The organism is Bradyrhizobium guangdongense (assembly GCF_004114975.1).
GTDB classification, from domain to species: domain Bacteria; phylum Pseudomonadota; class Alphaproteobacteria; order Rhizobiales; family Xanthobacteraceae; genus Bradyrhizobium; species Bradyrhizobium guangdongense.
In genome coordinates this window covers 5665882-5691477 of sequence record NZ_CP030051.1, presented here as the reverse complement: position 1 = coordinate 5691477, position 25596 = coordinate 5665882, and the positions used below count along the sequence as shown (strand labels likewise).

20 protein-coding genes are annotated in these 25596 nt (G+C 63.9%); 8 read left to right on the top strand and 12 right to left on the bottom strand.

The genetic code is table 11. From position 1 onward, the window contains the following. Window positions 1-39 precede the first annotated feature (39 nt). The gene (locus X265_RS27140; protein WP_128967611.1) at window positions 40-1770 is read left to right on the top strand and encodes an FAD-dependent oxidoreductase; all 1731 of its coding nucleotides are present in this window, start codon (window positions 40-42) and stop codon (window positions 1768-1770) included. Between the two features lie 139 nt (window positions 1771-1909). Here X265_RS27140 and X265_RS27135 read toward each other — a convergent pair whose 3' ends face one another. Beyond that, the gene (locus X265_RS27135) at window positions 1910-5386 is read right to left on the bottom strand and encodes an indolepyruvate ferredoxin oxidoreductase family protein (protein ID WP_128967610.1); all 3477 of its coding nucleotides are present in this window, start codon (window positions 5384-5386) and stop codon (window positions 1910-1912) included. 164 nt (window positions 5387-5550) lie between these two features. On the opposite strand from X265_RS27135, the gene X265_RS27130 reads away from it, so the two are divergent. From X265_RS27130 to X265_RS27120, 3 genes are all read left to right on the top strand, one after another. Then, the gene (locus X265_RS27130) at window positions 5551-6504 is read left to right on the top strand and encodes a hypothetical protein (RefSeq protein WP_164938819.1); all 954 of its coding nucleotides are present in this window, start codon (window positions 5551-5553) and stop codon (window positions 6502-6504) included. 334 nt (window positions 6505-6838) lie between these two features. After that, window positions 6839-7537, top strand: coding sequence for a cysteine hydrolase family protein (locus X265_RS27125; protein WP_128967608.1), 699 nt, complete (start codon window positions 6839-6841; stop codon window positions 7535-7537). 10 nt (window positions 7538-7547) lie between these two features. Continuing rightward, window positions 7548-9200 carry a regulator gene (locus tag X265_RS27120; protein ID WP_128967607.1) on the top strand — a complete coding sequence of 551 codons (1653 nt, stop codon included), beginning with the start codon at window positions 7548-7550 and terminating at the stop codon, window positions 9198-9200. A gap of 61 nt (window positions 9201-9261) precedes the next feature. Here X265_RS27120 and X265_RS27115 read toward each other — a convergent pair whose 3' ends face one another. The 10 genes from X265_RS27115 to X265_RS27070 all read right to left on the bottom strand — a co-directional run bounded on the left by X265_RS27115 (window position 9262) and on the right by X265_RS27070 (window position 18397). Then, window positions 9262-10086 carry a carbohydrate ABC transporter permease gene (locus X265_RS27115; RefSeq protein WP_164938818.1) on the bottom strand — a complete coding sequence of 275 codons (825 nt, stop codon included), beginning with the start codon at window positions 10084-10086 and terminating at the stop codon, window positions 9262-9264. Continuing rightward, window positions 10083-11021, bottom strand: a complete 939-nt coding sequence (locus X265_RS27110; protein ID WP_128967605.1) for a carbohydrate ABC transporter permease — start codon at window positions 11019-11021, stop codon at window positions 10083-10085. Before X265_RS27110 ends, X265_RS27115 begins: the two co-directional genes overlap by 4 nt. Beyond that, window positions 11018-12343: an ABC transporter substrate-binding protein gene (locus X265_RS27105; RefSeq protein ID WP_128967604.1), complete on the bottom strand. Its 1326-nt coding sequence runs from the start codon at window positions 12341-12343 to the stop codon at window positions 11018-11020. Before X265_RS27105 ends, X265_RS27110 begins: the two co-directional genes overlap by 4 nt. Window positions 12344-12418: 75 nt before the next feature. Further along, the gene (gene soxA, locus X265_RS27100; protein ID WP_128967603.1) at window positions 12419-13198 is read right to left on the bottom strand and encodes a sulfur oxidation c-type cytochrome SoxA; all 780 of its coding nucleotides are present in this window, start codon (window positions 13196-13198) and stop codon (window positions 12419-12421) included. Continuing rightward, on the bottom strand, window positions 13195-13512 hold the full coding sequence (soxZ, locus tag X265_RS27095) for a thiosulfate oxidation carrier complex protein SoxZ (protein WP_128967602.1): 318 nt from the start codon (window positions 13510-13512) through the stop codon (window positions 13195-13197). Before soxZ ends, soxA begins: the two co-directional genes overlap by 4 nt. Further along, window positions 13512-13970, bottom strand: a complete 459-nt coding sequence (locus X265_RS27090; RefSeq protein WP_128967601.1) for a SoxY-related AACIE arm protein — start codon at window positions 13968-13970, stop codon at window positions 13512-13514. The genes soxZ and X265_RS27090 overlap by 1 nt, the downstream gene beginning before the upstream one ends. An 8-nt stretch (window positions 13971-13978) precedes the next feature. Then, complete coding sequence (soxX, locus tag X265_RS27085; protein WP_128969422.1) at window positions 13979-14401, bottom strand: sulfur oxidation c-type cytochrome SoxX; 423 nt, start codon at window positions 14399-14401, stop codon at window positions 13979-13981. 19 nt (window positions 14402-14420) lie between these two features. Beyond that, a complete protein-coding gene (locus tag X265_RS27080; protein WP_373291584.1) occupies window positions 14421-15704 on the bottom strand; it encodes an NAD(P)/FAD-dependent oxidoreductase in 1284 nt (427 codons plus the stop codon). A gap of 45 nt (window positions 15705-15749) precedes the next feature. Next, on the bottom strand, window positions 15750-17936 hold the full coding sequence (locus X265_RS27075) for a xanthine dehydrogenase family protein molybdopterin-binding subunit (protein ID WP_128967600.1): 2187 nt from the start codon (window positions 17934-17936) through the stop codon (window positions 15750-15752). An 11-nt stretch (window positions 17937-17947) separates the two neighbouring features. Further along, window positions 17948-18397, bottom strand: coding sequence for a (2Fe-2S)-binding protein (locus X265_RS27070; RefSeq protein WP_164938816.1), 450 nt, complete (start codon window positions 18395-18397; stop codon window positions 17948-17950). Between the two features lie 293 nt (window positions 18398-18690). Here X265_RS27070 and X265_RS27065 point away from each other — a divergent pair, with 293 nt between their 5' ends. Continuing rightward, entirely contained in the window at window positions 18691-20343 is a 1653-nt protein-coding gene (locus tag X265_RS27065; RefSeq protein ID WP_128967598.1) for a B12-binding domain-containing radical SAM protein, read from the top strand. 119 nt (window positions 20344-20462) lie between these two features. After that, on the top strand, window positions 20463-22658 hold the full coding sequence (locus X265_RS27060) for a hypothetical protein (protein ID WP_128967597.1): 2196 nt from the start codon (window positions 20463-20465) through the stop codon (window positions 22656-22658). A gap of 8 nt (window positions 22659-22666) precedes the next feature. Here the strand turns inward: X265_RS27060 and X265_RS27055 are convergent, their stop codons facing one another. Beyond that, a complete protein-coding gene (locus X265_RS27055; protein WP_128967596.1) occupies window positions 22667-24055 on the bottom strand; it encodes an MFS transporter in 1389 nt (462 codons plus the stop codon). A gap of 139 nt (window positions 24056-24194) precedes the next feature. On the opposite strand from X265_RS27055, the gene X265_RS27050 reads away from it, so the two are divergent. Both X265_RS27050 and X265_RS27045 read left to right on the top strand, forming a co-directional pair. Further along, a complete protein-coding gene (locus X265_RS27050) occupies window positions 24195-25256 on the top strand; it encodes an isocitrate/isopropylmalate dehydrogenase family protein (protein ID WP_128967595.1) in 1062 nt (353 codons plus the stop codon). A gap of 7 nt (window positions 25257-25263) precedes the next feature. Further along, complete coding sequence (locus X265_RS27045) at window positions 25264-25554, top strand: hypothetical protein (protein ID WP_128967594.1); 291 nt, start codon at window positions 25264-25266, stop codon at window positions 25552-25554. The last annotated feature ends 42 nt before the right edge of the window (window positions 25555-25596 follow it).

The following is a 25596-nucleotide window of genomic DNA, read 5'->3' as shown; positions in this document are numbered from 1 at the left end:
GTATGACGGTGTCATGCCTCGCCTCCGGACCTTTGCCGCATGATGCCGGCCCAGGAGACTTACGATGTCATTGTCATCGGCGCCGGTGCCGGTGGCATGACAACCGCCGCTGTCGCTGCCGCGGAAGGCCTGCGTGTGCTGGTGATCGAGAAGACCGCCTTTGTCGGCGGCACAACGGCGTGGTCTGACGGAATGGTCTGGATCCCCGCCAATCCTAAAATGCAGGAGGCAGGGCTCTCCGACAGCATCACCGATGCCGTCCAGTATCTATCAAGCACGGTGCCTGAGACCGCCAATGCAGGCTTGCGCGCGGCCTTTCTTGCGCGTGGGCCGGAGGCGGTCGCCTATCTCGAAGCCAAGACGGAGGTGCGCCTCCAGCCGGTGAAAGCCTGTCCTGACTATTATCCGGAGCGGCTGGGCGCAACATCAGGCGGGCGCGTGCTGGAGCCGGTTGCATTCAATGGCACGAAGCTCGGCGCGCATTTTTCACGTCTGCGCGCGCCGCTGCCGGAATTCACGCTGTTCGGCGGGATGATGGTCGACCGGCTCGACATCCCGCATCTGCGCCGGATCGGAAAGTCGCTTCGTTCGACCTTGCGCGCGGCGCGGCTCATCTGCGAATACGCATTGCAGCGGCTGGGCAGTTCGCGCGGCAAGACGCTGCATCTCGGCAACGCGCTCGCGGCCCGGCTCTATGCCTCGCTGCTGGCGCGGCAGGTGGAGGTCCTGTTCAGCGCCGACGTCCAGGATTTGTCGATGCAGGGCGATCGCGTCGGTGGTGTGGTCATTCGCCATGGCTCACGCGATCGTTCGATTGCGGCGCGGCGCGGCGTGGTGATCGCGACCGGCGGCTTCTCGCATGATGCGATCTTGCGCAAACGCTTCTTCCCGACGGCTGCCGGCGTCGTCTCGGCAGCTAACACGTCAATTACCGGTGATGGGCTCCGCCTTGCGACCTCGATCGGCGCGGCGCTCAATACGGACGCAACGAGCCCGGCCTATTGGGTGCCGGCCTCATTGTTCCGCTGTGCCGACGGCAGCCGCGGTGTGTTTCCCCATACGGTGACGGACCGCGCCAAGCCCGGTGTGATCGCCGTCAATGCCGCCGGCCGGCGCTTTGCCAACGAGGCGTTGCCGTATCATGAGTTTGCGCTTGCGATGTTGCGCGACTTCAATGGGAAGCCGGATCGGCCGTTCCATCTGATCTGTGATCGTCAGTTCCTTTGGCGTTACGGTCTCGGCCGCATCAAGCCATTCACGCACAATCTGCGGCGCTATGTGGCGGCCGGTGAGCTGATCGAGGCGCGCGACATCGCAGGGCTTGCCGCCAGGATCGGCATCAAGCCGGCAGTGCTCACGGCGACCATTGCAAGTTACAATTCCGGTGCGAAGGAGGGGCGCGATCCCGAATTCGGCCGCGGCAGCAACATTTACCAGCGCCACCTCGGCGATGCCGCACACAAGCCAAATCCGTGCGTCGCGCCGATCGTTGGTCCACCGTTCTTCGCGGTGCGTATCTATCCGGCGGATATCGGTACTGCGATTGGCATGAAGGTCGATGCGCAGGCGCGCGTGCTGCGCGAGGACGGTACGCCGATCGCGGGGCTTTATGCCTGTGGCAGCGACATGGGTTCGATCATGAATGGGAATTGTCCGGGGCCGGGAATCATGCTCGGGCCGGTCCTGACGTTCGGGTATATCGCGGGGCGGCATCTGGCGGAGGGCGCGATGACGTCGATGCCGGCAAGCGCGGCTACAACGCCGGTCTAAGCACTCCCACCGCTGTCATGCCCCGCGAAGGCGGGGCATCCAGTACGCCGCGCCTTCTCAGTTCAACCACAACCGTCTCGGAGTACTGGATCGCCCGGTCTTCGCCGGGCGATGACACCGAGGGTGTGGTGGCGGCTCGTTACTCCGCCGCCGCTGCAAAGCGGCTGTTCTCCAGCTCCGCTTCCAGCCGCGCCGTCTCGGCCGCCGCCAGCTTCACGTTGGCTTCCTTGACGTGGCCGAATCCGCGGATGGTTTCTGGCACGCGCGCGAGCCTTGCCAGCAGCGGGATGTGCTCCGCCTTCAATGCGGCGGTCCGCTGATCGATCATGCCAAGGTAGTCCTGGATCAGCTTGCGCTCCATCCGCCGCTCTTCGGTGCGACCGAACGGATCGAGCGTGCTGCCACGCAGGAACTTCAACTTGGCGAGCACACGGAAGGCATGGATCATCCAGCCGCCGAACTCCTGCTTTTGCAGCCGTCCCGTCGCCTTGTCGCGCTTTGCGAAAATCGGTGGGGCCAGATGGTACTTCAGCGTGAAGTCGCCGTCGAACTTCTCCGACACCTTTTTAGTAAAGCTGCCATCGGTGTAGAGCCGCGCGACCTCGTACTCGTCCTTGTAGGACATCAGCTTGAACAGGTTCTTCGCGACCGCCTCGGTCAGCTCCGTGGACGCGGGCGAGGCGGCCGCTTCCGCCTTGCGTACCTTGGCGATGACCGCGAGGTAGCGGTCGGCATAGGCCTTGTCCTGGTAGCGCGTCAGGAACTCGGCGCGCGTCGCGATGATGTCGTCGAGCGATTTGGTCGGCGCAGAGGCCCGGCTCTTGAACTGCAGCACGCTGCGCACCCGCGACATATCGTGGGCAGCGAGGCGGCCCCAGGTGAAGGCAAGTTTGTTCATCTCGATCGCCGCACCGTTGATCTCGATGGCGCGCAGCAGCGCTTCCAGAGACAGCGGGATCGCGCCCTTCTGGAAAGCGAAGCCGAGCATGAACGGATTGGTGGCGATGCTGTCGCCCAGCAGCGCCGCGGCAATGCCCGTGGCGTCGATGATGTCGAGGTTCTTGTCGCCGACCGCGTCACGCAACACGGTCTGCATCGTGCCCATCTCGAAATCGAGATCCGGATTTTGCACGAAGCTCGCCGTCGGCTGCAGGTCGGCGTTGATATAGGCCTTGGTCGCACCGCGCTCGGCGCGGCTGAGCGCGCTCGGGCCGGCCGAGACGATCATGTCGCAGCCGAGGATGACGTCGGCACCGCCCGTGGTGATGCGAACGGCGGAGATGTCCTCCGGCTTCGGCGCGATGCGCACATGGCTCATGACCGCGCCGTTCTTCTGCGACAGGCCGGTGAAGTCCAGCGCCGAGCAGCCGCGGCCGTCGACATGGGCGGCCATGCCGAGCAGGGCGCCGATGGTGATGACGCCGGTGCCGCCGATGCCGGTGACGAGGATGTTGTAGGGGCTGTCCAGTTCACGCGTGGGCGGCAGCGGCAAATCGGCGAACAGCTGGCCGGAATCGACTGCCGAGGTCTTCATGCGCTTCAGGCTGCCGCCGTGGACGGTGACAAAGCTTGGACAAAAACCTTCGACGCAGGAAAAGTCCTTGTTGCAGTTGGACTGGTCGATCTGGCGCTTGCGGCCGAACTCGGTCTCGAGCGGCTGCACCGAGACGCAATTGGAGGCCTGCGAGCAATCGCCGCAGCCTTCGCAGACGAGCTCGTTGATGAACGCGCGCTTGGCGGGATCCGGATAGAGCCCGCGCTTGCGGCGCCGGCGCTTTTCCGCAGCGCAGGTCTGGTCGTAAATGATGACGGTGAGGCCCTCGATGTCGCGCAGCTCGCGCTGCACGGCGTCGAGCTCGCGGCGGTGATGGATGGTCGCGCCCTGCGGGAAGTAATTGCCGTCAGGGTATTTGCCGGGATCGTCGGAGACGATCGCGAGCCGCTTGACGCCCTCGGCCCAGACCTGATGCGCGATCTGCGCGACGTTGAAGGCGCCCTCCGCGGGCTGGCCGCCGGTCATCGCGACGGCGTCGTTGTAGAGGATCTTGTAGGTGATGTTGATGCCGGCGGCCGATGCCGCACGGAGGGCCAGGAGCCCGGAATGGGTGTAGGTGCCGTCGCCGAGATTCTGGAAGATGTGCTTCTCGCTCGTGAATGGCGACTGGCCGATCCAGTTCACGCCCTCGGCGCCCATATGCGAGATCAGATCGGTGCGACGGGTCGGCATGCTCAGGGCCATGCCGTGGCAGCCGATGCCCGCCATGGCACGGCTGCCCTCGGGCACGCGTGTCGAGGTGTTGTGCGGACAGCCCGAGCAGAAAAACGGCGTGCGTGCGAGCTTGATCGGCGCATTTGACGTGACGGGATGGTCGAAGGCCTCGAGCCGGGCGAGGCGCTGCTCCAGCAGCGGGCTGTGATGGCCGAGCTTGCGCAGGCGCGCCACCAGCGCACCAGCAACGATGGTCGGCGTCAGTTCGCCCTCGCTCGGCAGCAATGGCGCGCCGCGCTCGTCACGTTTCCCGGTGACGGTCGGGCGCCTCGATGCATCGATGTTGTAGAGGATGCGCATCAGTTGGTCTTCGATGAAGCCGCGCTTCTCCTCGACAACCAGCACGTCCTGAAGACCTTCGGCGAAACGCTTTGCCCCGCTTTCCTCCAGGGGCCAAGTCAGGGCCACCTTGTAGATGCGCAAGCCCAGGTCCTGCGCGTCCTTGTCGGTAATGCCCAAGTCGGCGAGCGCCTGGCGCAGATCGAGGTAAGCCTTTCCGGTTGCGATGATGCCGAGCCGGGCCGGCTTGGAATCGAGCACGATGCGGTCGAGCTGGTTGGCGCGCGCGAAGGCCTGCACCGCTTCCATCTTCGGACCGAACAGGCGCTTCTCGGCCTCCAGCGGCGGATCGGGCCAGCGGATGTTGAGGCCGCCGGGCGGCATCTCGAAATCCTCGGGCAGCGTGATCTGGATACGTTCAGGATCGCTATCAATCGAGGCCGAGCTCTCCACTGTTTCGCTGATCGCCTTGAAACCGACCCAGCAGCCGGAGAAGCGCGACAGCGCGAAACCGTAGAGGCCGAGATCGAGATAATCCTGCAGCGTTGCCGGATTGATCACGGGGATCAGCGCTGCGGCGAACACCTGCTCGCTCTGATGCGCCAGCGTCGAAGACTGACAGCCGTGGTCGTCGCCAGCGAGCGCCAGCACGCCGCCGTTGCGCGAGGTGCCGGCCGCATTGGCATGCTTGAGCGCGTCGACCGAGCGATCGACGCCGGGGCCCTTGCCGTACCAGATGCCGAATACGCCATCGACCTTGGCGCCCGGGAACAGGCCGACCTGCTGGCTGCCCCAGACCGCGGTGGCCGCCAGGTCTTCGTTCAGGCCGGGCACGAAAGCGATGTCGTGCTGCTGTAGATGCGACTTGGCGCGCCACAGCGCGTGGTCGTACATGCCGAGCGGGGAGCCGCGATAGCCGGAGATGAAGCCGCCGGTGTTGAGCCCCTGGAGCCGGTCGCGTTCGCGCTGCAGCATGGGCAAGCGGACCAGGGCCTGCGTACCGGACAGGAATATCCGCTTCGATTCGAGCCGGTATTTGTCGTCCAGCTCGACCTGCAACAGCGTCATTTCAAGAGTCCTTGTCGTCGTGTCCGGTGGGGAATTTTGCGCCGCGGAAAGACGGGCGATCTGCGAAGCGGATGTTGCCAGTCAAAAGCATGCAGCCCCGAAGTCAATATCGCTGGCCGCATCCGTGGCGGGCCTGCTAGTCATGGCTGCCTGTGGAGGAGCCTATGACTGCAAGAGCGTTCGATACCGAGATCGTCGAGACAATCGAGGCCCTGATCGGGCCGTGGCGTCAGCCGCGCCAGATGCTGCACGCGCAGGTTTACGACGCGCATGCCTCCATCCACGACGATACCACCGCGCAGAAGCTCGGCTTCAAGGGCGGCACCATCGAGGGACCGACGCATTTCAGCCAGTTCGCCCCGCTCGGCGCGCGGCTGTGGGGACAGGCCTGGTTCGAGAGCGGCTGTATCTCCGCGCATTATCGCAGCGTGTGCTATGAGGGCGAGGAGGTGCAGGCGATCCTGTCAAAACCTTTGCCCGGAACGCGCCAGTGCCAAATCCAGATGGTGAAGCGCGACGGCACCGAGGTGCTGCGCGGCACGGCCTCCGTCGGCGATGCACAGGTCGCGACTGCGCTCGAGACGCGCCTCTCCGAACTCAAGCCGCTCGCCGATCCCGTGATCCTGCGCGACGTGCAGGTGGCCCACACCAGCAAGCGACAGACGGTGCGGATGGCGTTCGACCAAAACATGGGTGACCTCTATCCCTTCTCGCTGCGGCAGAAGCTCGCCGTGATCACCGAGAACTCGCCCTATTATTCGAGCAGCGAGAATCCTTGGAGCAAGCCGATCATCCCGATGGAGATGCTGAGCGTACTGTTTCAGTACCGCTCCAAGGACGATCCGTTGCCGGCGAAGGGACCCGCTGTCGGCCTCTTTGCTGACCAGGAGATCCGTCTGGTGAAGGGGCCGCTCTTCGTCGACGAGGAGTACGAGGTCGAGCGCGAAGTGGTAATGCTCTCAGGCAGCCGCCGCACCGAGAGCGCCTGGGTGAAGACGCGCGTGTTCGACAAGGCGGGCGCGGTGGTGGCGACGATGCTGCTCAACATGGCGACGCTGAAGGACTCTTATGCTCCGTATGAGGAGGAGTATGGGCGGCTCTATGGGGCCGGGCGGTAGTGGGAACGCGCTTCGCCCACTTACTCCGCTCGTCATTCCGGGGCGACGCGAAGCGTCGAGCCCGGAATCCATAACCACGATCGGGAGTATGGATTCCGGGCTCGCGACTTCGTCGCGCGCCGGAATGACGGGTGGAGAGTGCGCGACCGCCGCTCATCCTTTAAGCAGATGCATGTCGCAAAGCGGTCGCACATTGAATAAGCAGGTGCCGATTGCTAGCGTAAACTTCTGACCAAACAGCAAATTTCACCGCGGCCTGTTCGGCTCCGCGATTGTACACAATGGCACGCCGCTTGCAGAACTCCTGGCAAAGAGAGTTCTCGCGAGGGGCGTCATGTTGAACTCAGCCAAGCCGACACTGGGCGTCATCAATGCCGAGCCCGAGCCGATCAAGCTCGACTGGGCCGCTACCGCGCTCCTCATCATCGATATGCAGCGCGACTTCATGGAGCCCGGCGGCTTCGGCGAGACCCTCGGCAACGATGTCAGCCAGCTTGCGCGCGCAGTGAAGCCGATCGGCGCGGTGCTTAAGGCGGCACGCGACACCGGCATGCTGGTGATCCACACCCGCGAGGGCCATCTGCCCGATCTTTCCGATGCGCCGCCTGCAAAAGTCGAGCGCGGCGCGCCGTCGTTGCGCATTGGCGATCCCGGCCCGATGGGGCGCATTCTGATCCGCGGCGAAGCCGGCCACGACATCATCCCCGAGCTCTATCCGCTCGACAGCGAGGTCGTGATCGACAAGCCCGGCAAGGGCGCGTTCTACGCCACCGAACTTGCGGAAGTGCTCGGGAATTACGGCATCGAAAACCTGCTGGTGTGCGGCGTCACCACCGAAGTGTGCGTGAACACCACCGTGCGCGAGGCGAATGATCGCGGCTATCGCTGCGTCGTCGTCTCGGACGGTTGCGCATCCTATTTCCCCGAGTTTCACGAGATGGGCCTGAAGATGATCAAGGCCCAGGGCGGCATCTTCGGCTGGGTCGCAGACTCCGCCGCAGTTCTGGAGGCGATGAAAGTTTCGATCACATAGGGGCGTTATCATGAGCACATCGACGGGGACGGCCGGCAAGTCCGCTTTTCAGCCGGCGTTATGGACATCGGGCGACTGGAACGCGTTTTTCGGCTTCGGCACCAACATCCTCGTCAACATGCTGGTGCTCACGGGCCTGCTGCGCTTCGTCCTGAAGATGCCTGACAGCCTCGTGTTCGGCCGCATCCTGCCCGCGCTGGGGCTGATGATGTGCCTTTCCACCTTCTACTACGCTTACCTCGCCTATCGCCTCGCGCAGAAGACCGGCCGCAGCGACGTCTGCGCGCTGCCGTCTGGCGTCAGCGTGCCGCACATGTTCATCGTCACCTTCGTGATCATGCTGCCGATCACGCTCAAGACCGGCGATCCGCTGAAGGGGTGGTCGGCCGGCCTCGTCTGGGTGTTCTTCCAGAGCTTCATCCTGATGATCGGCGGCTTCATCGCGCCGTTCATCCGCAAGATCACGCCGCGCGCGGCGCTGCTTGGCACGCTTGCCGGCGTCTCCGTCACCTTCATCTCGATGCGGCCGGCGCTCGAGATGTACATGACGCCGCAGATTGGCCTCGTCTGCTTCGCCATCATCCTGGTGAGCTGGTTCGGCGGCGTAAAGTATCCGAAGGGCATTCCCGCAGGTCTCGTCGCCATCGCAGCGGGCATGATCATCGCCTGGGGCTCGAACCTGTTCGGGCTTGGTCTCGGCGGGTTGAGCGTCGCGGGTGTCGGCGCAGCCTTCGCCAATTTCGGCTTCTCGGTGCCGCTTCCCGCTGTCGGCTACGTCTTCTCGGGCTTCGAATTCCTCGGTGTTATCCTCGTCACCGCCATTCCGTTCGGCATCTATGATCTGGTCGAGGCCATGGACAACGTCGAGAGCGCGGAGGCGGCCGGCGACGAATATCCGACCACGCGCGTGCTCACCGCCGATGGCGTCGTCAGCCTGATCGGCTGCATGATGGGCAATCCCTTCATCAACGCCGTCTATATCGGCCATCCCGGCTGGAAGGCGATGGGAGGACGCATCGGCTATTCGGCCGCGACCGGGATCATGGTGGTGGTGCTGGCTTGGTTCGGCATCATCTCGGTGCTGCTGGCCTTGGTGCCTGTCGTCGCGATTTCGCCGATCCTGCTCTACATCGGCATGCTGATCGGCGCGCAGGCGTTCCAGACAACGCCGGTCAAGCACGCGCCCGCGATCGTGCTGGCGCTGACGCCGCACCTCGCCGCCTGGGCCAAGCTCCAGATCGACACCATGCTTGGCTCGACCATGATGGCCGCGACCAGTGTCGGAGGCCTCGCCGCCGACAAGGTCGACGCCGTCAAGGCTGCTGCGATCGCCGCGCTGCCCCAGCAGGGCGTGTTCTATCACGGCCTCGAGGTGATGGGCGGCGGCTCCATCCTCGGCGGTCTCATTCTGGGGGCGATCGGTGTCTTCATCATCGAGCGCGATTTCGAAAAGGCGTCGGCCTTCGCACTGGTCGGTGCCGTGCTGACTTACTTCGGTTTCATGCACGGCGAAGCTGTCGGCCTCGGCGGCGGCTTTGGCGTGACACCCGCGGTGGCGTTCGCCTATGCCGTGATGGCCGCCGGCCTGTTCGCGGCGAGCAAGCTCGGCGCCACCGAGCATTATGCCGCGCATCCGGAGATGCACGCCGCGCCGGCGGAGTAGGCCAATTTCGAGAAATGGCCGGTTTCCTTGCGTGGCCCGGCCATTTCAATTTCAGGTGTGACTACCCGCCCTTGACGGCCCCCGCCGTGAGCCCGGCCACGATCTGCCGCTGCGCGAACACCGTCAGCAGCAGCACCGGGAGGGTGACGATCAGTGCGGCCGCGGCGAGCGGGCCCCAGCTCAGCTGGTCGAACGAGATCATGTTGTAGACGGCGACCGGCAGGGTGCGGGTCTCCCGTCCCGCCAGCACGATGCCGAACACAAAATTGTTCCAGGAGAAGATTACGGACAGGATGAACGCGACCGCGATGCCGGGCTTGGCGATCGGCAGCGCGACGTGCCGGAACACCTGCCAGCGGCCTGCACCGTCGATGAGGGCGGCTTCTTCCAGTTCCAACGGCGTCGTCTCGAAATAGCCGATCATGATCCAGATCACGATCGGCACCGTCACCACGAGATGGATGATGATCTGCGGCACCAGCGTGCCGAGCAGGCCGAGCCACTGGAACAGCAGGAACAGCGGGATCAAATAGGACAGGCCGGGCGTGATACGGGCGATCAGGATCACGATCGCGGATTTGTGCGCGGCCATGCGTGCGATGCCGTAGCCGGCGGGAACGCCGACCATCAGCGCAAGCGCAGTCGCGCCCCCGGTGACGATCAGGCTGTTGAAGAAATAGGTCACGAAGCGGTTGGAGGCGAGCACGTCGGCATAGTTCTTCCAGGCGACATGCTCGGGAATGAACACCGGCGGGTAGGCGGCGTTGTCGACCTCGAACTTGAGCGACAGCGACAGCATCCAGAGGAAGAACAGGATGGCCGGCGATACGATGACGAGCACCGCTAACCACAGGCTCATCTTGCTGATGATTTGCTTTACCGTCATGCGTCGCTCGCCATCTCGCTCCACAGCATGCGCTGGCGCATGTAGAGCATCAGGGCCGCGAGGGCGACGATCAGGAGGAAGAACACCACCGCGATCGCCGAACCGTAGCCAAGGTCGTAATAGGTGAAGGCGACGCTGTAGAGATAGATGTTGATCGTCTCCGACGCCGAGCCCGGTCCGCCCTGGGTGATTGCGAAGATGATGTCGAAGCTCTTGACCGCGTCGATCATGCGGATCATGCCGGCGATGAACAGGAACGGCATGATCAGCGGCAGGGTAATGAAACGGAACACTTGCCACAGGCTGGCGCCGTCGATCTGCGCGCTCTCATAGGGCTCGGTCGGGATCGCGGCGAGCCCGCCCAGCACGATCAGCATCACCAGCGGCGTCCATTGCCAGGTCTCGACCAGCACCAGCGAGGGGATCACTGTCGCCGGATGAAACACCCAGAGCTGCGCGGGAATGCCGACCAGCGAGAGCAGGTAGTTCAGCACGCCGAGCTGCGGGTGGAACATCATGGTCCAGACCAGTGCGATCGCGACAGGCGTCGCCATCATCGGCATGATGAAGATGCCGCGCAGGAAGCCGCGCCCGACGAATTTCTGGTGAAAGACCACGGCTGCGAACGTGCCGAACGCGAGCGGCAGCAGCACGGACAGCACGGTATAGGCAAGCGTATGCCCGATGGCTTCGATGAAGCGGGGATCGCTGGTCAGCCGCAAATAGTTGGAGAACCCGACGAAGGTGGTCGGCGAGCCGACCTTCCACTCGTTCAGGCTCATCCAGATGGTGAAGACCCACGGGAAGATGATGATCGCGAGTACAACGACCAGCGCCGGCACCACGAACGGCCAATAGGACGGTGGCCGCAATTCCTTCTCCGGCGCGGCACCAGACTCTACCGCGCCCGGAGTCGCCTGTGTCAACGCACTCACGCCTTTTCGCTACGCTCCAGGATCGGCCGGTATTGGTCGTTGGCCTTCTTCAACTCGGTGGCGGGATCGGCGCCCGACAATGTCGCGGTGAGCGCCGCGCCGACGATGTCGCGGAATTCCGCGACCGGGATCACGACGGGAAGGCCGAGCTTGCTGATCTTGGCGGAGTCGATCACCGATTGCAGCCATTCCTTGGGCATCTTCACGCCCTTCTGGATTTCGGGATCGTTCAGGATCGAGTTGCGGAACGGCACGCCGCCGCCGGCCTGCAACAGCCGGGCGCCTTGCTGCTTCGAGACCATCCACTGGCACAGCAGGTAGGCGGCTTCCTTGTTCTTGCTAGCGGCTGGAATGCCGACGCCATCACCGTAGGTAGCCGAATATTGTCCCTTTGGTCCGGCGGGGACGACGGTGTAGCCGACCTTGCCGACCACGCGCGACGCGGCGGGATCCTCCAGCGGCGGCGCCCAGCCGACGCCGTCGATCCACATCGCCGAGCGTCCTTGCGTGAACGAGGCCATGGATTCCATCCAGTTGAAGCCGGCGACGCCGGGCGGGGCGACTTTCGTCAACAGCGTCTGATAGAGCTTGGTGGCAGCGATCGCTTCGGGGCCGTCGGTCAGGATGTTGCCCTTGGCATCGAGGAATTCGCCGCCATAGTCGAGGAAGAAGTTGGTCCACAATGTCATGTTGGCATTGCGCAAGCCGCGCCCGACGAAGCCAAAGGTGCCTTCCTTCGGATCGGTGAGCTTTTCGGCAGCGGCGACCATTTCATCAAGCGTCTTCGGGACCGCGACTCCCTTCTTCTGGAACAGCTCCTTGTTGTAGTAGAGGATGAAATAGTCGACCGACCAGGGTAGCGACAGCATCTGGCCCTTGTCGTTCTTGGCGTATTGCAGGCCGGCGGCCGAGAAATCGCTCTCGACAAGATCAGGCGCGGTCAGCGTCGGATCCTTCATGTAGGGCGTCAAGTCGGCGAGCCAGCCGGCCTTCTCGAATTGCCGCTTCTGCACGTGATAGCTGAGATGGACGACATCGAAGCTCGGTCGTCCTGAGGTCAGCTCGATCACGCATTTCTGCCGCTGCTGCTGCTCGGGGATCTGCTCGGATTCGACCTGGATGCCGGTGAGCTCGGTGAACTCCTTGACGTATTTTTGCAGATTGTCGCCGCGTGGTCCCTTGGCGAGGATCACCTCCAGCTTGGTCCCGGCATACTTCTTCCAGTTCACCTCGGCGCGCGCCGGCAATCCTGTCAAGCTGAGCGCGCCAGCCGCCGCAGTGCCCGTCAAAAGCGTACGGCGCGAGATTTTGTGGTCAGCCACTTCAGTCCCTCCCTGTGACTCGTTTTGGGGGGATACTAGCGGCCGTTCCGCGCCTGCCTAGCCCTAATTTGGCCGCTACGGTCGCACTGCCGGCGTTTCCATCGGCATTCCGCGGGCCCGCGACATCAGATAGAGCTCGAGCGCAACCAGTTCGGGCGCGCCATAATCATAGGCCTGGGCGCGAACACCGCTCATGCAGCTTCGCAGGCGCCGCTCCAGCGATCCCAGAGTCTGCCATTCCAGCCGATAGATCGGATAGCCGGTCGGTTGCCCTTGCGTGATCGGCGAGCCCGCGAGATGCCTGTCGAAGTTGTCGTCGTGACAATTTGCGCAGGCCAGGTTGAGCTGACCTTCACGCTCCATGAAGAGATGGCGGCCCTGTTCGACAAAAGGTTTTGCCTCCGGGGGGTCCCCTGCGGTGATCGCGATGCCGCGCGATTGGTGGGCGACGAATGCGGACAGCGCGAGGATGTCGTGGCTCTCAAAAGGCAGCGGCGGGGCGTGTTGATGATTGGCGCGACAGAGATTGATGCGCTGGTCAAGCGTAACGGGACGGCCCAATGCCCTGTCGAAGGCGGGGTAACGTGCCGCGATCCCTTTCATGCTGCTCTTTGCATCGCCGTGACAATCCGCGCAGGCCTTGTCTGCGCTGCCTTCCTTCTTCGTCCACAGTGCTTCGCCGTCGAGCACGAACAGCATGCCCGGATTGGACGTGTCGTCATCCTGCATGGCGCGGGTGTCAGGCCCCATGAAGGAATAGCCGGAGCGACGTGCATCAGGCGGGATTTCTCCTGCAAGGAGGGCCGGGGCCGTGGCAAGAAGTGCCGCCACTGCTATCGCGCGCCGGAATATCATTCGACAGTGATCGATGCCGATGCGGTGGACGAATAGCCGTTATCGCCGATCCATTCGAACTCGAACTTGCCGCTCTCTTTGGCGACCGTAAAGAACGACAAATAAGGATTGGCCGCGATGGCCGGAAACAGATCGGCGCGAAAGATCTCGATGCCGTTGTAGCGGCATGTGAAGCTCGTGATGATGTCACGCGGCACCAAGGCGCCGTCCATGGTGTGGCGGAAACCGGTTTCCATGATGTGCGAGGTCAGCGTGCGGATTTCGATGATGTCGCCGCGCTTGGCTTTCGCCGGAACGTTGATGAGCGCAGCCATCAGTTCATCTCCTCAGTGCAGGCGGCCAGGGTGACCACGACGTCGACGGCAGCTTGCCAGAAGGTGTCGTCGGAGAGGCGCGCGATCGCGACCACCTTCTGGGTGTCGGCGAGCCGGATCCGGGTCGAGACCTGGGCGCGGCCGGAGGCGGGAGTGAGATAGAAACTACCGATGTTCGGCTGCGGGTTCTTCTCGTTGAAAACGTGAATGCTCTTGACGTACTCGGTCGCCGTCATCGGGCTTGCGATGCTCACCGTCATCGGCACCGTGTTGCCGTTCTCGACCAGCGGTGGAATGTCGAGCTTGATCCTGCCGCTGCGAATGGGCGCTTCGCCAACGACGTTGCGGATCGCGCTGTTGAGCATCGCTGGCGTCGCCTCGACCGGCCGCAGGGTGACGATCGGAATGACCGTAACCCCGCCGGCAAGGCTCAGGAATTGTCGTCGCGTCGTTCGCATGAACAGTCCTAGTCCCGAAGCGTTGCGAGAAAAGCCACGATGTCCTCGATCTCTGCGGCGGACAATATCGGCTTGCCGGCGAAAGTACGCCCAACCCGCACCAGCCCATCGTTTCGATAATAGGAGGGCATGATGGTCTGCGGGTTGAACCGCGCGGCGTCAACCAACCGAAGTCGCAACTGGCTCACCGTCCAGCGGTTCCCGGCACCAGCGAGATCAGGCGCGAGGTCGCCCTGGAACCGCGTTTCCGGGAAGGGGCCGGAATGGCAGAGGATGCAGGTGGTGGTGCGTGCGACCACTAGCGCGCGTCCACGCGCGGCGTCGCCGGGCGCACCGGTAAGCGATTCCGCAATGCCGTCGGCTGTGATTTTGTAAGGCACGAGTCCTTCCGCGTGCGTATCGGAGATGAACGCGAGACCGACGAGCAGCACGGCGGTGTAAAGGTCGGATCTAGCCAAAGGTGTCCGCCGTGATGGTTTGAAACCAGTGTTCGGCCTCAGCCGCTTCGCGGGCGCGCAGTTCGCGCGGCGCATCGACCGGGCTTATCGCTCCGCCCTCGACCTCGGCGAAGATATCGCCTTTAGGCTGGTAATTGCCGGCAAGCGAGAAACCATAACCGGGCGCCACGATGTTGTAGCAGACGCCGGTGAGCCGCGGTGTTTCCGGCGCGCGGCCGCCGAGCAAGGCGACGATCGCTGCGGCGCAAGCCTTGCCTTGCGCGCTTGCCGCCGATGCCGACTTGGGGATGCCGCCGCCAAGGCACGCGTCGCCGATGATGTGGACGTTCTTGACGAGCTTTGACTCGAAGGTCACGGGATCGATCGGGCACCAGCCGGTGGCATCCACAGCGCCCGCGACCGCGGCAATGTGGCCGGCGCGCTGTGGTGGGATGACGTTGGCGACGTCAGGGGTGTAATTGCCGAACTCCGTGACGATGGTCTTGGTCGAACCATCGACGGATGTCACGCGGCCACCTTGAGACAGGCCGATGCGCTCGATCATGTCGCCATAGAGCTCCTTCCATGCTTTCTCGAACAGCCGCTGCTGCGGGAAATTGTCCTTGGCATCGAGGATGAGGACTTTCGAGCGCGGCTTGTTCGTTTTCAAATAGTGGGCGATCAGGCTGGCGCGCTCGTAGGGCGCGGGCGGACAACGGGAGGGATTGGCAGGGATCGCCATGGCGACCGTGCCGCCATCGTCCATCGCCTCCAACTGCCGGCGCAGCAGCAGCGTCTGCGCCCCCGCCTTCCAGGCGTGCGGCATCTTTTCCGATGCGATCTCGTCATAGCCCGGCAAGGCTTCAAAATTGAAATCGATGCCGGGCGAGAGCACGAGACGGTCATAGGGTAGCGCGACGCCATCAGCCGTCAGGACGCTGCGCTGTTGCGGCTCGATCGTGGTCACGGCCTGGTCGACGATGGTGAGGCCCTCGGCCGCGAGCTTGTCATGGCTGAACTGTTGAGCTTCGATGTTGCGCAGGCCCGCGATCACCTCGTTGCTGAAGGGGCAGGCGGTGAAGACCACATTGGGGTCGATCAGGATGACCTGCAGGTCGGCTCGCGCGCGCTTGAGCGCGCGAGCACAGGCTGCTCCGCCAAAGCCGCCACCGACCACGACGACGCGGCCCGTCGACTGCGCGCGCAAGACCTGTGGCCGCGCCAAGGTCGCGGCCGTAGCGGTGATACCGAGCACGGCGCTTCGCCGTGTCACCGGTCGCATGCTCATCAGGATCATCCAGGCAAGATGCCGCGGCGGCCATGATGGCCGCCGCGGCGTTTCTCAGGCAAAGGTGATGTTCTGGTCGCGCAACGGGACCGATCGAATGCGCTTGCCGGTCGCCGCGAAATAGGCGTTGAGCACCGCCGGCGCGGCGACGCCGATGGTCGGTTCGCCGACGCCGCCCCAGAATCCGCCGCTTGGCACCATCACCGCCTCGACCTTCGGCATTTCGTTGATGCGCATCGAGTTGTAGCTATCGAAGTTGGTCTGCTCGATGCGACCATCCTTGACCGTGCAGCCGCCGTAGAACAGCGCCGAGAGGCCATAGACGAAGGAGCCGGCGATTTGCCGCTCAACCTGTGCCGGATTGACGACGTAACCGGGATCGGTGGAGGCGACGATGCGATGCACCTTGATCTTGTTGCCGTCCGTCACCGAGATTTCGGCGGCGCCGGCGACATAGCTGCCATAGCCCATCACCTGCGCGATGCCGCGATAGACGCCCTGCGGCGCCGGCTTGTCCCAGCCGATCCTCTCGGCCACGGCATTGAGCACCGCCAGATGCTTGGGGTGATTGCCCATCAGCTTGCGGCGGAACTCGAGCGGATCCTGGCCCGCTTCATGGGCGAGCTCGTCCATGAAGCATTCCACGTAGATCGCATTGTGATTGACGTTCACGCCGCGCCAGAAGCCGGGCGGAACGTGCGGGTTACGCATCGAATGCTCGATGAGCAGGTTCGGCACCGCGTAGCCGAATGCGGCCTCGCCGGATTGCGCCACGCCTTGGAAGGCCGCCGGGTCCATGCCGTTCTGCAGCGCTTCGGGACGCACCGAGAACAGGATCGACTGCCCTGATAGCCGGTAGTGCAGCGCGATCAGATTGTCGTCGGCATCGAACGCGCCTGTCATCTTGCACTGGGTGACCGGGTGATACTTTCCGTGCGTCATATCCTCTTCGCGTGACCACAACAGCTTGATCGGCGTGCCCGGCATCTGCTTGGCGATCGCGACGGCCTGGCGAACGTAGTCCGTCGTGCCGCGCCGGCCGAAGCCGCCGCCGAGCATCAGCTTGTGCACGTCGCACTTCTCCGCCGGCAGGCCCGAGACCTCCAGCACTGCCGCGAAGGCCGCCTCGCCGTTCTGCGTGCCGCACCAGACTTCGCACTTGTCCGCCGTATAGAGCGCGGTGGCGTTCATCGGCTCCATGGTGGCGTGGTTCTGGTACGGATAGTTGTAGACGGCCTCGATCTTCTTTGCCGCGCCGGCGATCGCCGCCTTTGCATCACCGTTCTTGTTGCCGACGAAAGCTGGTTGCGCATCGTCGAGGCCCTCGGCGAGCCATTTCGCAATCGTCTCGCTCGAGACCTTGGCGTTGTCGCCTTCGTCCCAGACGATCGGCAGTGTTTCCAGCGCGGTCTTGGCGTGCCACCAGGTGTCGGCGACGACCGCGACCGCGGAATCGCCGACCTTGACGACCTTCTTGACACCTTTCATGCCGGCGATCTTGGTATCGTCAAAACTCTTCACCTTGCCGCCGAACACCGGGCAATCCTTGATCGCGGCGTTCAGCATGCCGGGCAGCTTGAAGTCGATGCCGTAGACCATCGCGCCGGTGGTCTTGTCGGCCGTGTCGAGCCGCAGCAAGCCTTTGCCGACGATCGTCCAGTCCTTCGGATCCTTTAGCTTGACGTCGGCCGGCGGGGTCAGCTTTGCCGCGGCCTCGGCGACCTTGCCGTAGGTCGTGGTCCGGCCCGACGCCTTATGGGTGATGACGCCCCTGGCGACGGTGCACTCCGAGGCTGGAACCTTCCACTCATTCGCGGCGGCCTCGATCAGCATCACGCGGGCAGTTGCACCGCCCTTGCGGACATAGTCCTGCGAGGAGCGGATGCCACGGCTGCCGCCGGTCGAGAAATCGCCCCAGGCGCGCTTGCGAGCGACGCTCTGACCAGGAGTCGGATATTCGGTTGTGACTTTCGACCAGTCGCATTCCAGCTCCTCGGCGACGAGCTGGGCGAGGCCGGTGAGCGAGCCCTGGCCCATTTCGGAGCGGGCAATGCGGATCACCACGGTGTCGTCGGGCCTGACCACGACCCAGGCATTGACCTCGGGCGAGCCGTCGGCCGCGCGCACCACGGCGGGGCCGCCGAACGGGATATCGAGACCGACGGCGAGGCCGGCGCCGACAGCGGCGGTGCCGATCACGAAAGCGCGGCGGTTTATCCTGGGAGAAACATGCTTGTTCATGTGCCGGCTCCTTACGCGCTTGCGATCGTGTGGATCGCTTCGCGCACCTGCTGGAAGGTGCCGCAGCGGCAGATATTGGTGATGGCCTCGTCGATATCGGCGTCGGTCGGCTTCGGTTTCTCGTTCAGCAAGGCCGCCACGGCCATGATCATGCCGCTCTGGCAATAGCCGCATTGCGGGACGTCCTTGGCGATCCAGGCCTGTTGTACCTTGTGCAGCGTAGCGCCGGAGGCGAGCCCTTCGATCGTGGTGATCTTCTTGCCCTCGGCCTCGGCTACCGAAATGCCGCAGGAGCGGGTGGCTATACCGTCCACGTGCACGGTGCAGGCGCCGCATTGTGCAATGCCGCAGCCGTATTTGGTGCCGGTCAGGCCCGCATTCTCGCGGATTGCCCAAAGGAGCGGAGTGTCCGGCTCGACGTCGAGGATGAAGGTTTTTCCGTTGATTGTTAGGTTTGCCATCGCAAGTCCCCTGATTGGCCCATCCACCGATGGACTCAGCGGCGCAATCTGTCCGGCCAACTGGAACTGTTCAAATCAAGAGTCTGAGGGTTGTCCTCGAAGAATTATCGCGGCTGCGGGAAGATTGTGAGGCGGGAGGTGTTATGGCGCTTTCTGAAAGTCTCCCGAATAGCATGGTCGCGCCCTCTCCCTGAACGCCAGCAGCATGGCCTGGCGCGACGTCCGGACGCCAGCGACGCGCGACAGCTTGTCCCTTTTACTGGGGTGCAAGGCTGCGCTGCTTTGCTAGAGTGATGGCAAGCATTCGAAAGTTCCCTGGGAGTTCCGTAAACGTGCCGCAGCCCTGCAACGTGCTCATGCTCTATCCGCTGTTCACCGCGGAGTCCTTCTGGAGTTTTGGCGAGTCCTGCAAGCTGATGGGTGTGCGGCGCCCTGCCGCGCCGCTGGGGCTGATCACCGTCGCGGCGATGTTGCCGGAGAGCTGGACGGTCAAGCTCATCGACTGCAACACGCAGCCTTTTTGCGATGAGGATCTCGCCTGGGCCGACGTGGTCTTCACCGGCGGCATGCTGCCGCAGCAGGCCGATACGCTGCGGCTGATCGACAAGTGCCGCGCGGCGGGCAAGCCGGTGGTGGTCGGCGGGCCGGATCCGACGTCAAGCCCTCACATCTATGAGAAGGCCGACTTCCAGGTGCTCGGCGAAGCCGAAGGCGTCATCGACGAGTTCATTGCCGCCTGGGACAGCGGGAAGCGCTCGGGCGTCTTCACGGCGCCGAAATTCCAGGCCGATGTCACCAAGACGCCGGTGCCCCGGTTCGACCTGCTGAGGTTTGAGGACTACCTCTATCTCGGGGTGCAATATTCGCGGGGATGTCCGTTCACCTGCGAGTTCTGCGACATCATCGAGCTCTATGGCCGTGTGCCGCGCACCAAGGCGACCGAGCAGATGTTCGTCGAGCTCGAGCGGCTCTACCAGATGGGCTATCGCGGTCATCTCGACTTCGTCGACGACAATTTCATCGGCAACAAGAAGTCGCTGCGCCAGTTCCTGCCCCAATTAGCCGAGTGGCAGCGCGCACACGGCTATCCTTTCGAGCTGTCGACCGAGGCCTCGGTGAATCTGGCTGACGATCCTGAATTGCTGGAGCTGATGGGGGCGGCGAATTTCTTCGGCATTTTCGTCGGCATCGAAAGTCCGGATCCTGCGACGCTGGTCGCAATGCGCAAGAAGCAGAACACGCGGCGCAACATCGCCGAAAGCATCCACAAGATCTATGCCGCCGGCATGCTCGTCACCGCGGGTTTCATCGTCGGCTTCGACAATGAAAAGGTCTCGATGGCGGATGCCATGGTCGACTTCATCGAGGAGGCCGCGATCCCCGTCGCCATGGTCGGCCTGCTCTATGCCTTGCCGAACACGCAGCTCACGCGGCGTCTGGCCAAGGAAGGTCGTCTGCATCCCGATCACGATCTTGCCTCGACGACTGGCGGCGACCAATGCACCGGCGGTATCAATTTCGATCCGGTGCGGCCGCTGCGCGAGATACTGACGGACTACAGGAACGTGCTGGAACGGATCTACAGCCCGGCCGCCTATGCAGGCCGTGTCGACAAGTTGATGACCTTGCTCGACCGTTCGAGGCAGCGCCATGAGCTCGCCGACGGCGACATCCGCGCGCGGGTTGGTGCGATGGAGACCGTGCACCGCGTGGTCACCGCGATTCCCGAGGCACGGGGGCCGCTCTGGCAGACTTTCATGAACTGTGCCAAGCGCGACACCTCGTCGGCGCGGATCGCAGTGCAGATGATCGCAGCCTATGCGCATCTCGGCCCGTTCTCGCGCAAGGTCATCGATGCCATCGACGCGCGTCTCGCCGCGCTCGACGAGCAAATGCCTGTTCCGGTCCTTGCCGATGGCGCGACCGCGGCACGAAATCTGGCCTGACACCCGGGACTGAAGTCGAAATTCTCGACCGCACTTGTGAGCCAGTCGCTTGACAGCGTGACAGCCTGAAGGGGATCGTTCTCTGGATAACGCCAGTTGCAGTGGCAGCGGAGTGCGGCATGTCCAGAAAGGTGATCGGCTGGTCGGTTGCGGCGATCGTCGCAATTGTTCTGATCTTCAATTATCTGCCTTCGTTCGTCGCCGACTCCCTCTACAAGAACGTCGACGACATCACCGACGGGGAGATGCCCGCCACCGTCACCTCATTTGAATCGGGGCCCGATGTCGTCAGCACGATCGGCGGCAGTGGTGAGGGGTTGAATTGCAGCCTTCCTGCGCTAACCAACCTCTTTTTCGACGGAAGCAGCGATTCTCGAGGGAGACGCCATCTCGTGCTGCAGCGGTTCCGGCAGGCCTGCGTCTTCCACGACCTCTGCTACCGCCATGGCCTCGCCACCTACGGCTATAACCAGAATGATTGCGATCGCATCCTGCAGAATGCGGCGTTCCGGCTGTGCGTCTATATCCGCAACGGCAGCGGCACCGGCAGCGCGACGCGGTGCCAGACCGACTCGAAGATGGTCCTGGCGGGTGTCAGCATGGGCGGGTACAACGCCTTTCGTGGCTGGGACCGGTCAACCTATTTCGAGTTCGAATCCGATCCTTTCCGCTCGGACGGCTTCCAGGCCAGCCGGGTGGTAGATCATCCGTTCAAGGCCGTCGATCCCGTCAAATATCGCAACGACCCGGATCAAGTCATCCTGACGTTCGAGAACATTCGATCCGATATTGCCGTCACCTGCATCACCTGCGGGCAACTGCCGGTGTTCGAATATACGCAGGATCCGAATCAGGTCGACGCCGAACTGCGTTCGGTCGGCGTGACGAAACTGCCGGAGGCGTTGCTCAAGCGCGAGCCGATGTTGTCGGAAACCGTTCCGATCTGGCTGCCGCCACGGCGCCATCATGCTGCTCCGCATTTGCTGGTCGATGCTGCGGGCAAGGATCATCTGATCTGGATGAGCCGGAACAATCCGCAGGACACCATGTCCTGCATCGTTGGTTCCGATGCCGCGCGGCTTCTGACCAACACGTTGCCGCGGCGGGATCTGTGCTCGATCGATTCCGGCTCGTCGCTGACCATGGTGGAGATCGACATGTTCGCGACGTCGCCGTTGCCGATGGAAATTCCAGGCGCGCCGGACCCGATCTACGCGACAGCGATCAGCCCGCAGAGGACACCCGACAACGATCTTAGTTTCTGCTCGCGCTCGGCATCCCGGCCCGTCGATCGATCCGGGAACGACGACCGGTCCGCATGCATCGACTTCTCCGGAGACGATGTCAGCAAGGGCGCAGCCCTCGGCGCATTTCAGGACTTTCCGATCATTCGTCCCGGACAACAGATTGTCTTCGCGCGGGACGTCGACCAGCGGACGACTTCGCCGCTGACGGCGATCTTGCAACGTGCCTTCGGCGACACCTATTCACCGGGAGGAGCGCTCCTCGTGATCGACGTCGGGCCGCCGACCACGCCCAAAGGACCAGCGTCGGCCAGCCTGAAGAAGGTTGTCCGGTTCAACATCGAAGATCGCTTCGATCCGATGATGCCGATCACGCGCAAAGTCGATGATTTGCGCTTCCTGAGCCTGGAGGCGTCGAAAGAGACCGTGCGCCTTCGGCAGATCGATTTCGCCAGGAACAACCCCGCCATGGGCAATGTCCGCTTGATGTCGGGAGGTGCCGACGTGGAGCTGGACCGCTCCTGGGCCGCAAGGCCCGTGATGGTGCTGGAGACCCGGGACGCTCGACCCAAGACCAGGCTGGTGTTCTCGCGTGGCGACATCGCGATCGACCCGGGCAAGCCCGTCGCGCCCGACGCGACGACGGAAGCGCTGACATTGCAGACCCTGGTGTTCGAACGCGACGCAGCCGCGCCTGCGGATGCGCCATTCGTCAGATCGGCAGGCGCGGCTTGCCGCATCACCTATGAATTCGCAGCCCACCACACCGACTGGCCATGCTATCGCGCTTTCGATCCCGATCGTTCGATGCGGGCCTCGCCGGCCGCTCGGATGCAGGCCTCGCAGATGCTGGTCGGGCATTTCTCGAAAAGCGCCGGCCATGCCATCGCGTTTCCCGATGCCTGTCTGAAATCGGAGCCGATCATTCTCGCACCGAAGGGGGATACGTTCACGCCGGTGAGAGACACCGCGGGGTGGAACGGTCCGCCAAAACTGAGACGGACGATCACATGCGAGCCGCTCGATGCGGCGGCAGTCGTAAGCCGGCCAATGGTGCAGAAGGCACCGTGAAAGCCGGTTTACTTCACCGCCAGCCGCAAAAAGCTCATCACGCTGCCGAGCGCGGCAAAGCCTGCACCCAGCGCCAGCGCCACGGTGGCGCCGTCATGGCCGGCGAACGCAAAGCAAGCGGCGGCGAGCGCCGCGCCGGTGGTCTGTCCGGTCAGGCGTGCCGTGGCGACGATGCCCGAGGCACTGCCGCCGCGGTGCGGCGGCGCGCTCGACATGATCGCCTTCATGTTCGGCGCCTGGAAGAAGCCGAACCCCATGCCGCAGATCACGATTCGCCAGACGATGTCGGGGATGCCGGGATTCGCCGGAAGCAGCGCGAGCAGCGCCATGCCGAGGCCGAGCAGGATGAGGCCGACGCCGCCGAGCAGGCCGACCGGATGGCGGTCGGAGAGGCGCCCCGCGATCGGCGCCATGATGCCGACCACCAGCGGCCACGGCGTCATGAAGAAGCCGGTCTCGACCTGCGAGCGCCCCAGCACATCCTCGAAATAGAATGGCAGCGAGACGAAGGCGAGGCCTTGCACGGCGAAGGAGCAGACCGCGGTCGCCGCTGACAGCGCGAACATCGGCCGGCTGAACAAATCGATCGGCAGCATCGGCGCCGGATGATCGGCGTGACGTCGCGTCAGGATGAAGCCGAGCGCGAGCGCCGTGATCAACTCGATGCCCACCAGAGCCGGCGACAGATTGTGCGCGGCGCTGCCGATACCCGTGATGAACAGGCCGAGGCAGACGGCGGCGAGCAGCGCGCCGAGGAAATCGAAACCGTGATCGGCGCGCGGCGTCTTCGGCAGCATCGCAAAGCCGATGCCGGTTGCGACGAGGCCGAAGGGAATGTTGACCGCGAACAGCCACGGCCAAGGGCCGACCGCGAGGATGGCGGAGGCGATCGACGGGCCGAAAGTGAAGGCGGTGGCGACCACCAGCGCGTTGTGGCCGAAGCCGCGGCCCTGCATCCGGCCGGGGTAGACGAAGCGCACCAGCGCGGTGTTGACGCTCATGATGCCGCTGGCACCCAAGCCCTGCAGCGTGCGCGCGACCAGCAGGCTGTCCAGCGACCACGCCACCGCGCAGAGCAGCGAGGCGATGGTGAACAGCACGAGGCCGCCGAGATAGATGCGCTGGTGCCCGACGATCTCGCCGAGCGCCCCGAGCGGCAAGAGCGTCGCCACCAGCGCGATCTGGTAGACGTTGACCACCCAGACCGACTGCTCGGGGCTGACATGCAGGTCGGCGGCAATGGCGGGCAGCGCGATGTTGGCGATCGCGGTATCGAGCGAGGCCATCGCCAGCGCCGTGAAGATCGCGGCGATCGCCCAGCGGCGCTGCTCGGCCGGCAGGCCGTCGGCAGCGTGATGATCGGGCTTACGCGCAGCGGCAGGTAACGTTGATGTCATTGCCTCAGCGCTTCGCTCCGGCGGTTTTGGCCTCGATGATCCCAGGCCATGTACTACGCTTGAGGCGGCTTCCACAGCCATATGCTTGCATGCATTGTATGCGCGAAGGTCAGTCGCCGCGCTCGGAAAGGAAATCACCATGCATATCGTCGTTCTGCCGGGGGACGGCATCGGACCGGAGATCACCGCCGCAACCTCGGGCGTGCTGCGCGCCGCCTCCGAACGCTTCCAGCTCGATCTGCGTCTGGAGGAGCATGCGGTCGGGCATGCCAGCCTGAAGCTGTCGGGCACCACGGTGCGCCCCGAACTGCTCGCCATCGTCCGCGGCGCCGACGGCCTCATCCTGGGGCCGACCGCGACTTTCGACTTCAAGGACGAGGCGCATGGCGAGATCAATCCGTCCAGGTACTTCCGCAAGAACCTCGACCTCTACGCCAACATCAGGCCCGCGCGCACCTATCCAGGCCGACCGGGCAGGCTCGGCGATTTCGACCTCGTCGTCGTCCGCGAGAACACCGAAGGGTTTTACGCCGATCGCAACATGGAGCAGGGCAATGGCGAGCTCCTGGTCACGTCCGACGTCGTCATCTCGCTGCGCCGGATCACGCGGGCGTGCTGCGAGCGCATCGCGCACGCCGCCTGTCGGCTGGCGATGAAACGGCGCAGGCATCTCACCGTCGTGCACAAGGCCAATGTGCTCAAGATCGGCGACGGCATGTTCCTCGACATCTGCCGCGAGGCGGCGAAATCCTATCCCTGTCTCGCGGTCGACGACATCCTGGTCGATGCCATGATGGCGCATGTGGTGCGCAGCCCCGACCGCTTCGACGTCATCGTCGCCACCAACATGTTCGGCGACATCCTGTCCGATCTCACCGCGGAGCTTTCCGGCAGCCTCGGCCTCGGCGGCTCGCTCAATGTCGGCGACCGCTACGCCATGGCGCAGGCCGCGCACGGCTCGGCGCCCGACATCGCAGGGCAGGACGTCGCCAACCCGGTCTCCTTGATCCTCTCGACCGCGCTGCTGCTCGCCTGGCATGGCGAGAAGGCCGGCGCCGTCCGCTACGAGGAAGCGGCGCGCGCGATCGAGGCGGCCGTGGCGAAGGCGATAGCAGCGGGCAGGGCGACGCGCGATGTCGGCGGCACGCTCGGTACGATCGCGGCGGGGGCCGCGATCGCGGAGATCCTGCAGGCGGAGTGAGTTTCCATTGGCGCGTTTTCTTTCGCTCTCGAAGCAGGAACTCGAAAACAACCCCATGCATAGTAGAAGCCCCCTTGATCGACAAAGGGATTTCCCAACCGGTGCGGATTCGACCCGCATCGCTCCGGCAAGGTTGACACGTCGGGCAAAACACCGGCACGATGTCACCATGGCGGCGATGCGCATGACGGCGCGACCACCTTTCCCGTTTTCACTCTTTCACCCGATGCCGCTGCGTCATGCTGTTGATAAATTCATCCAGCAAAATGCACGCACGTACACGTCACGAGTTTCATAGCTAAAAATCGCACGAGCATCCGTTCCAAACTTCGGTGAAAGA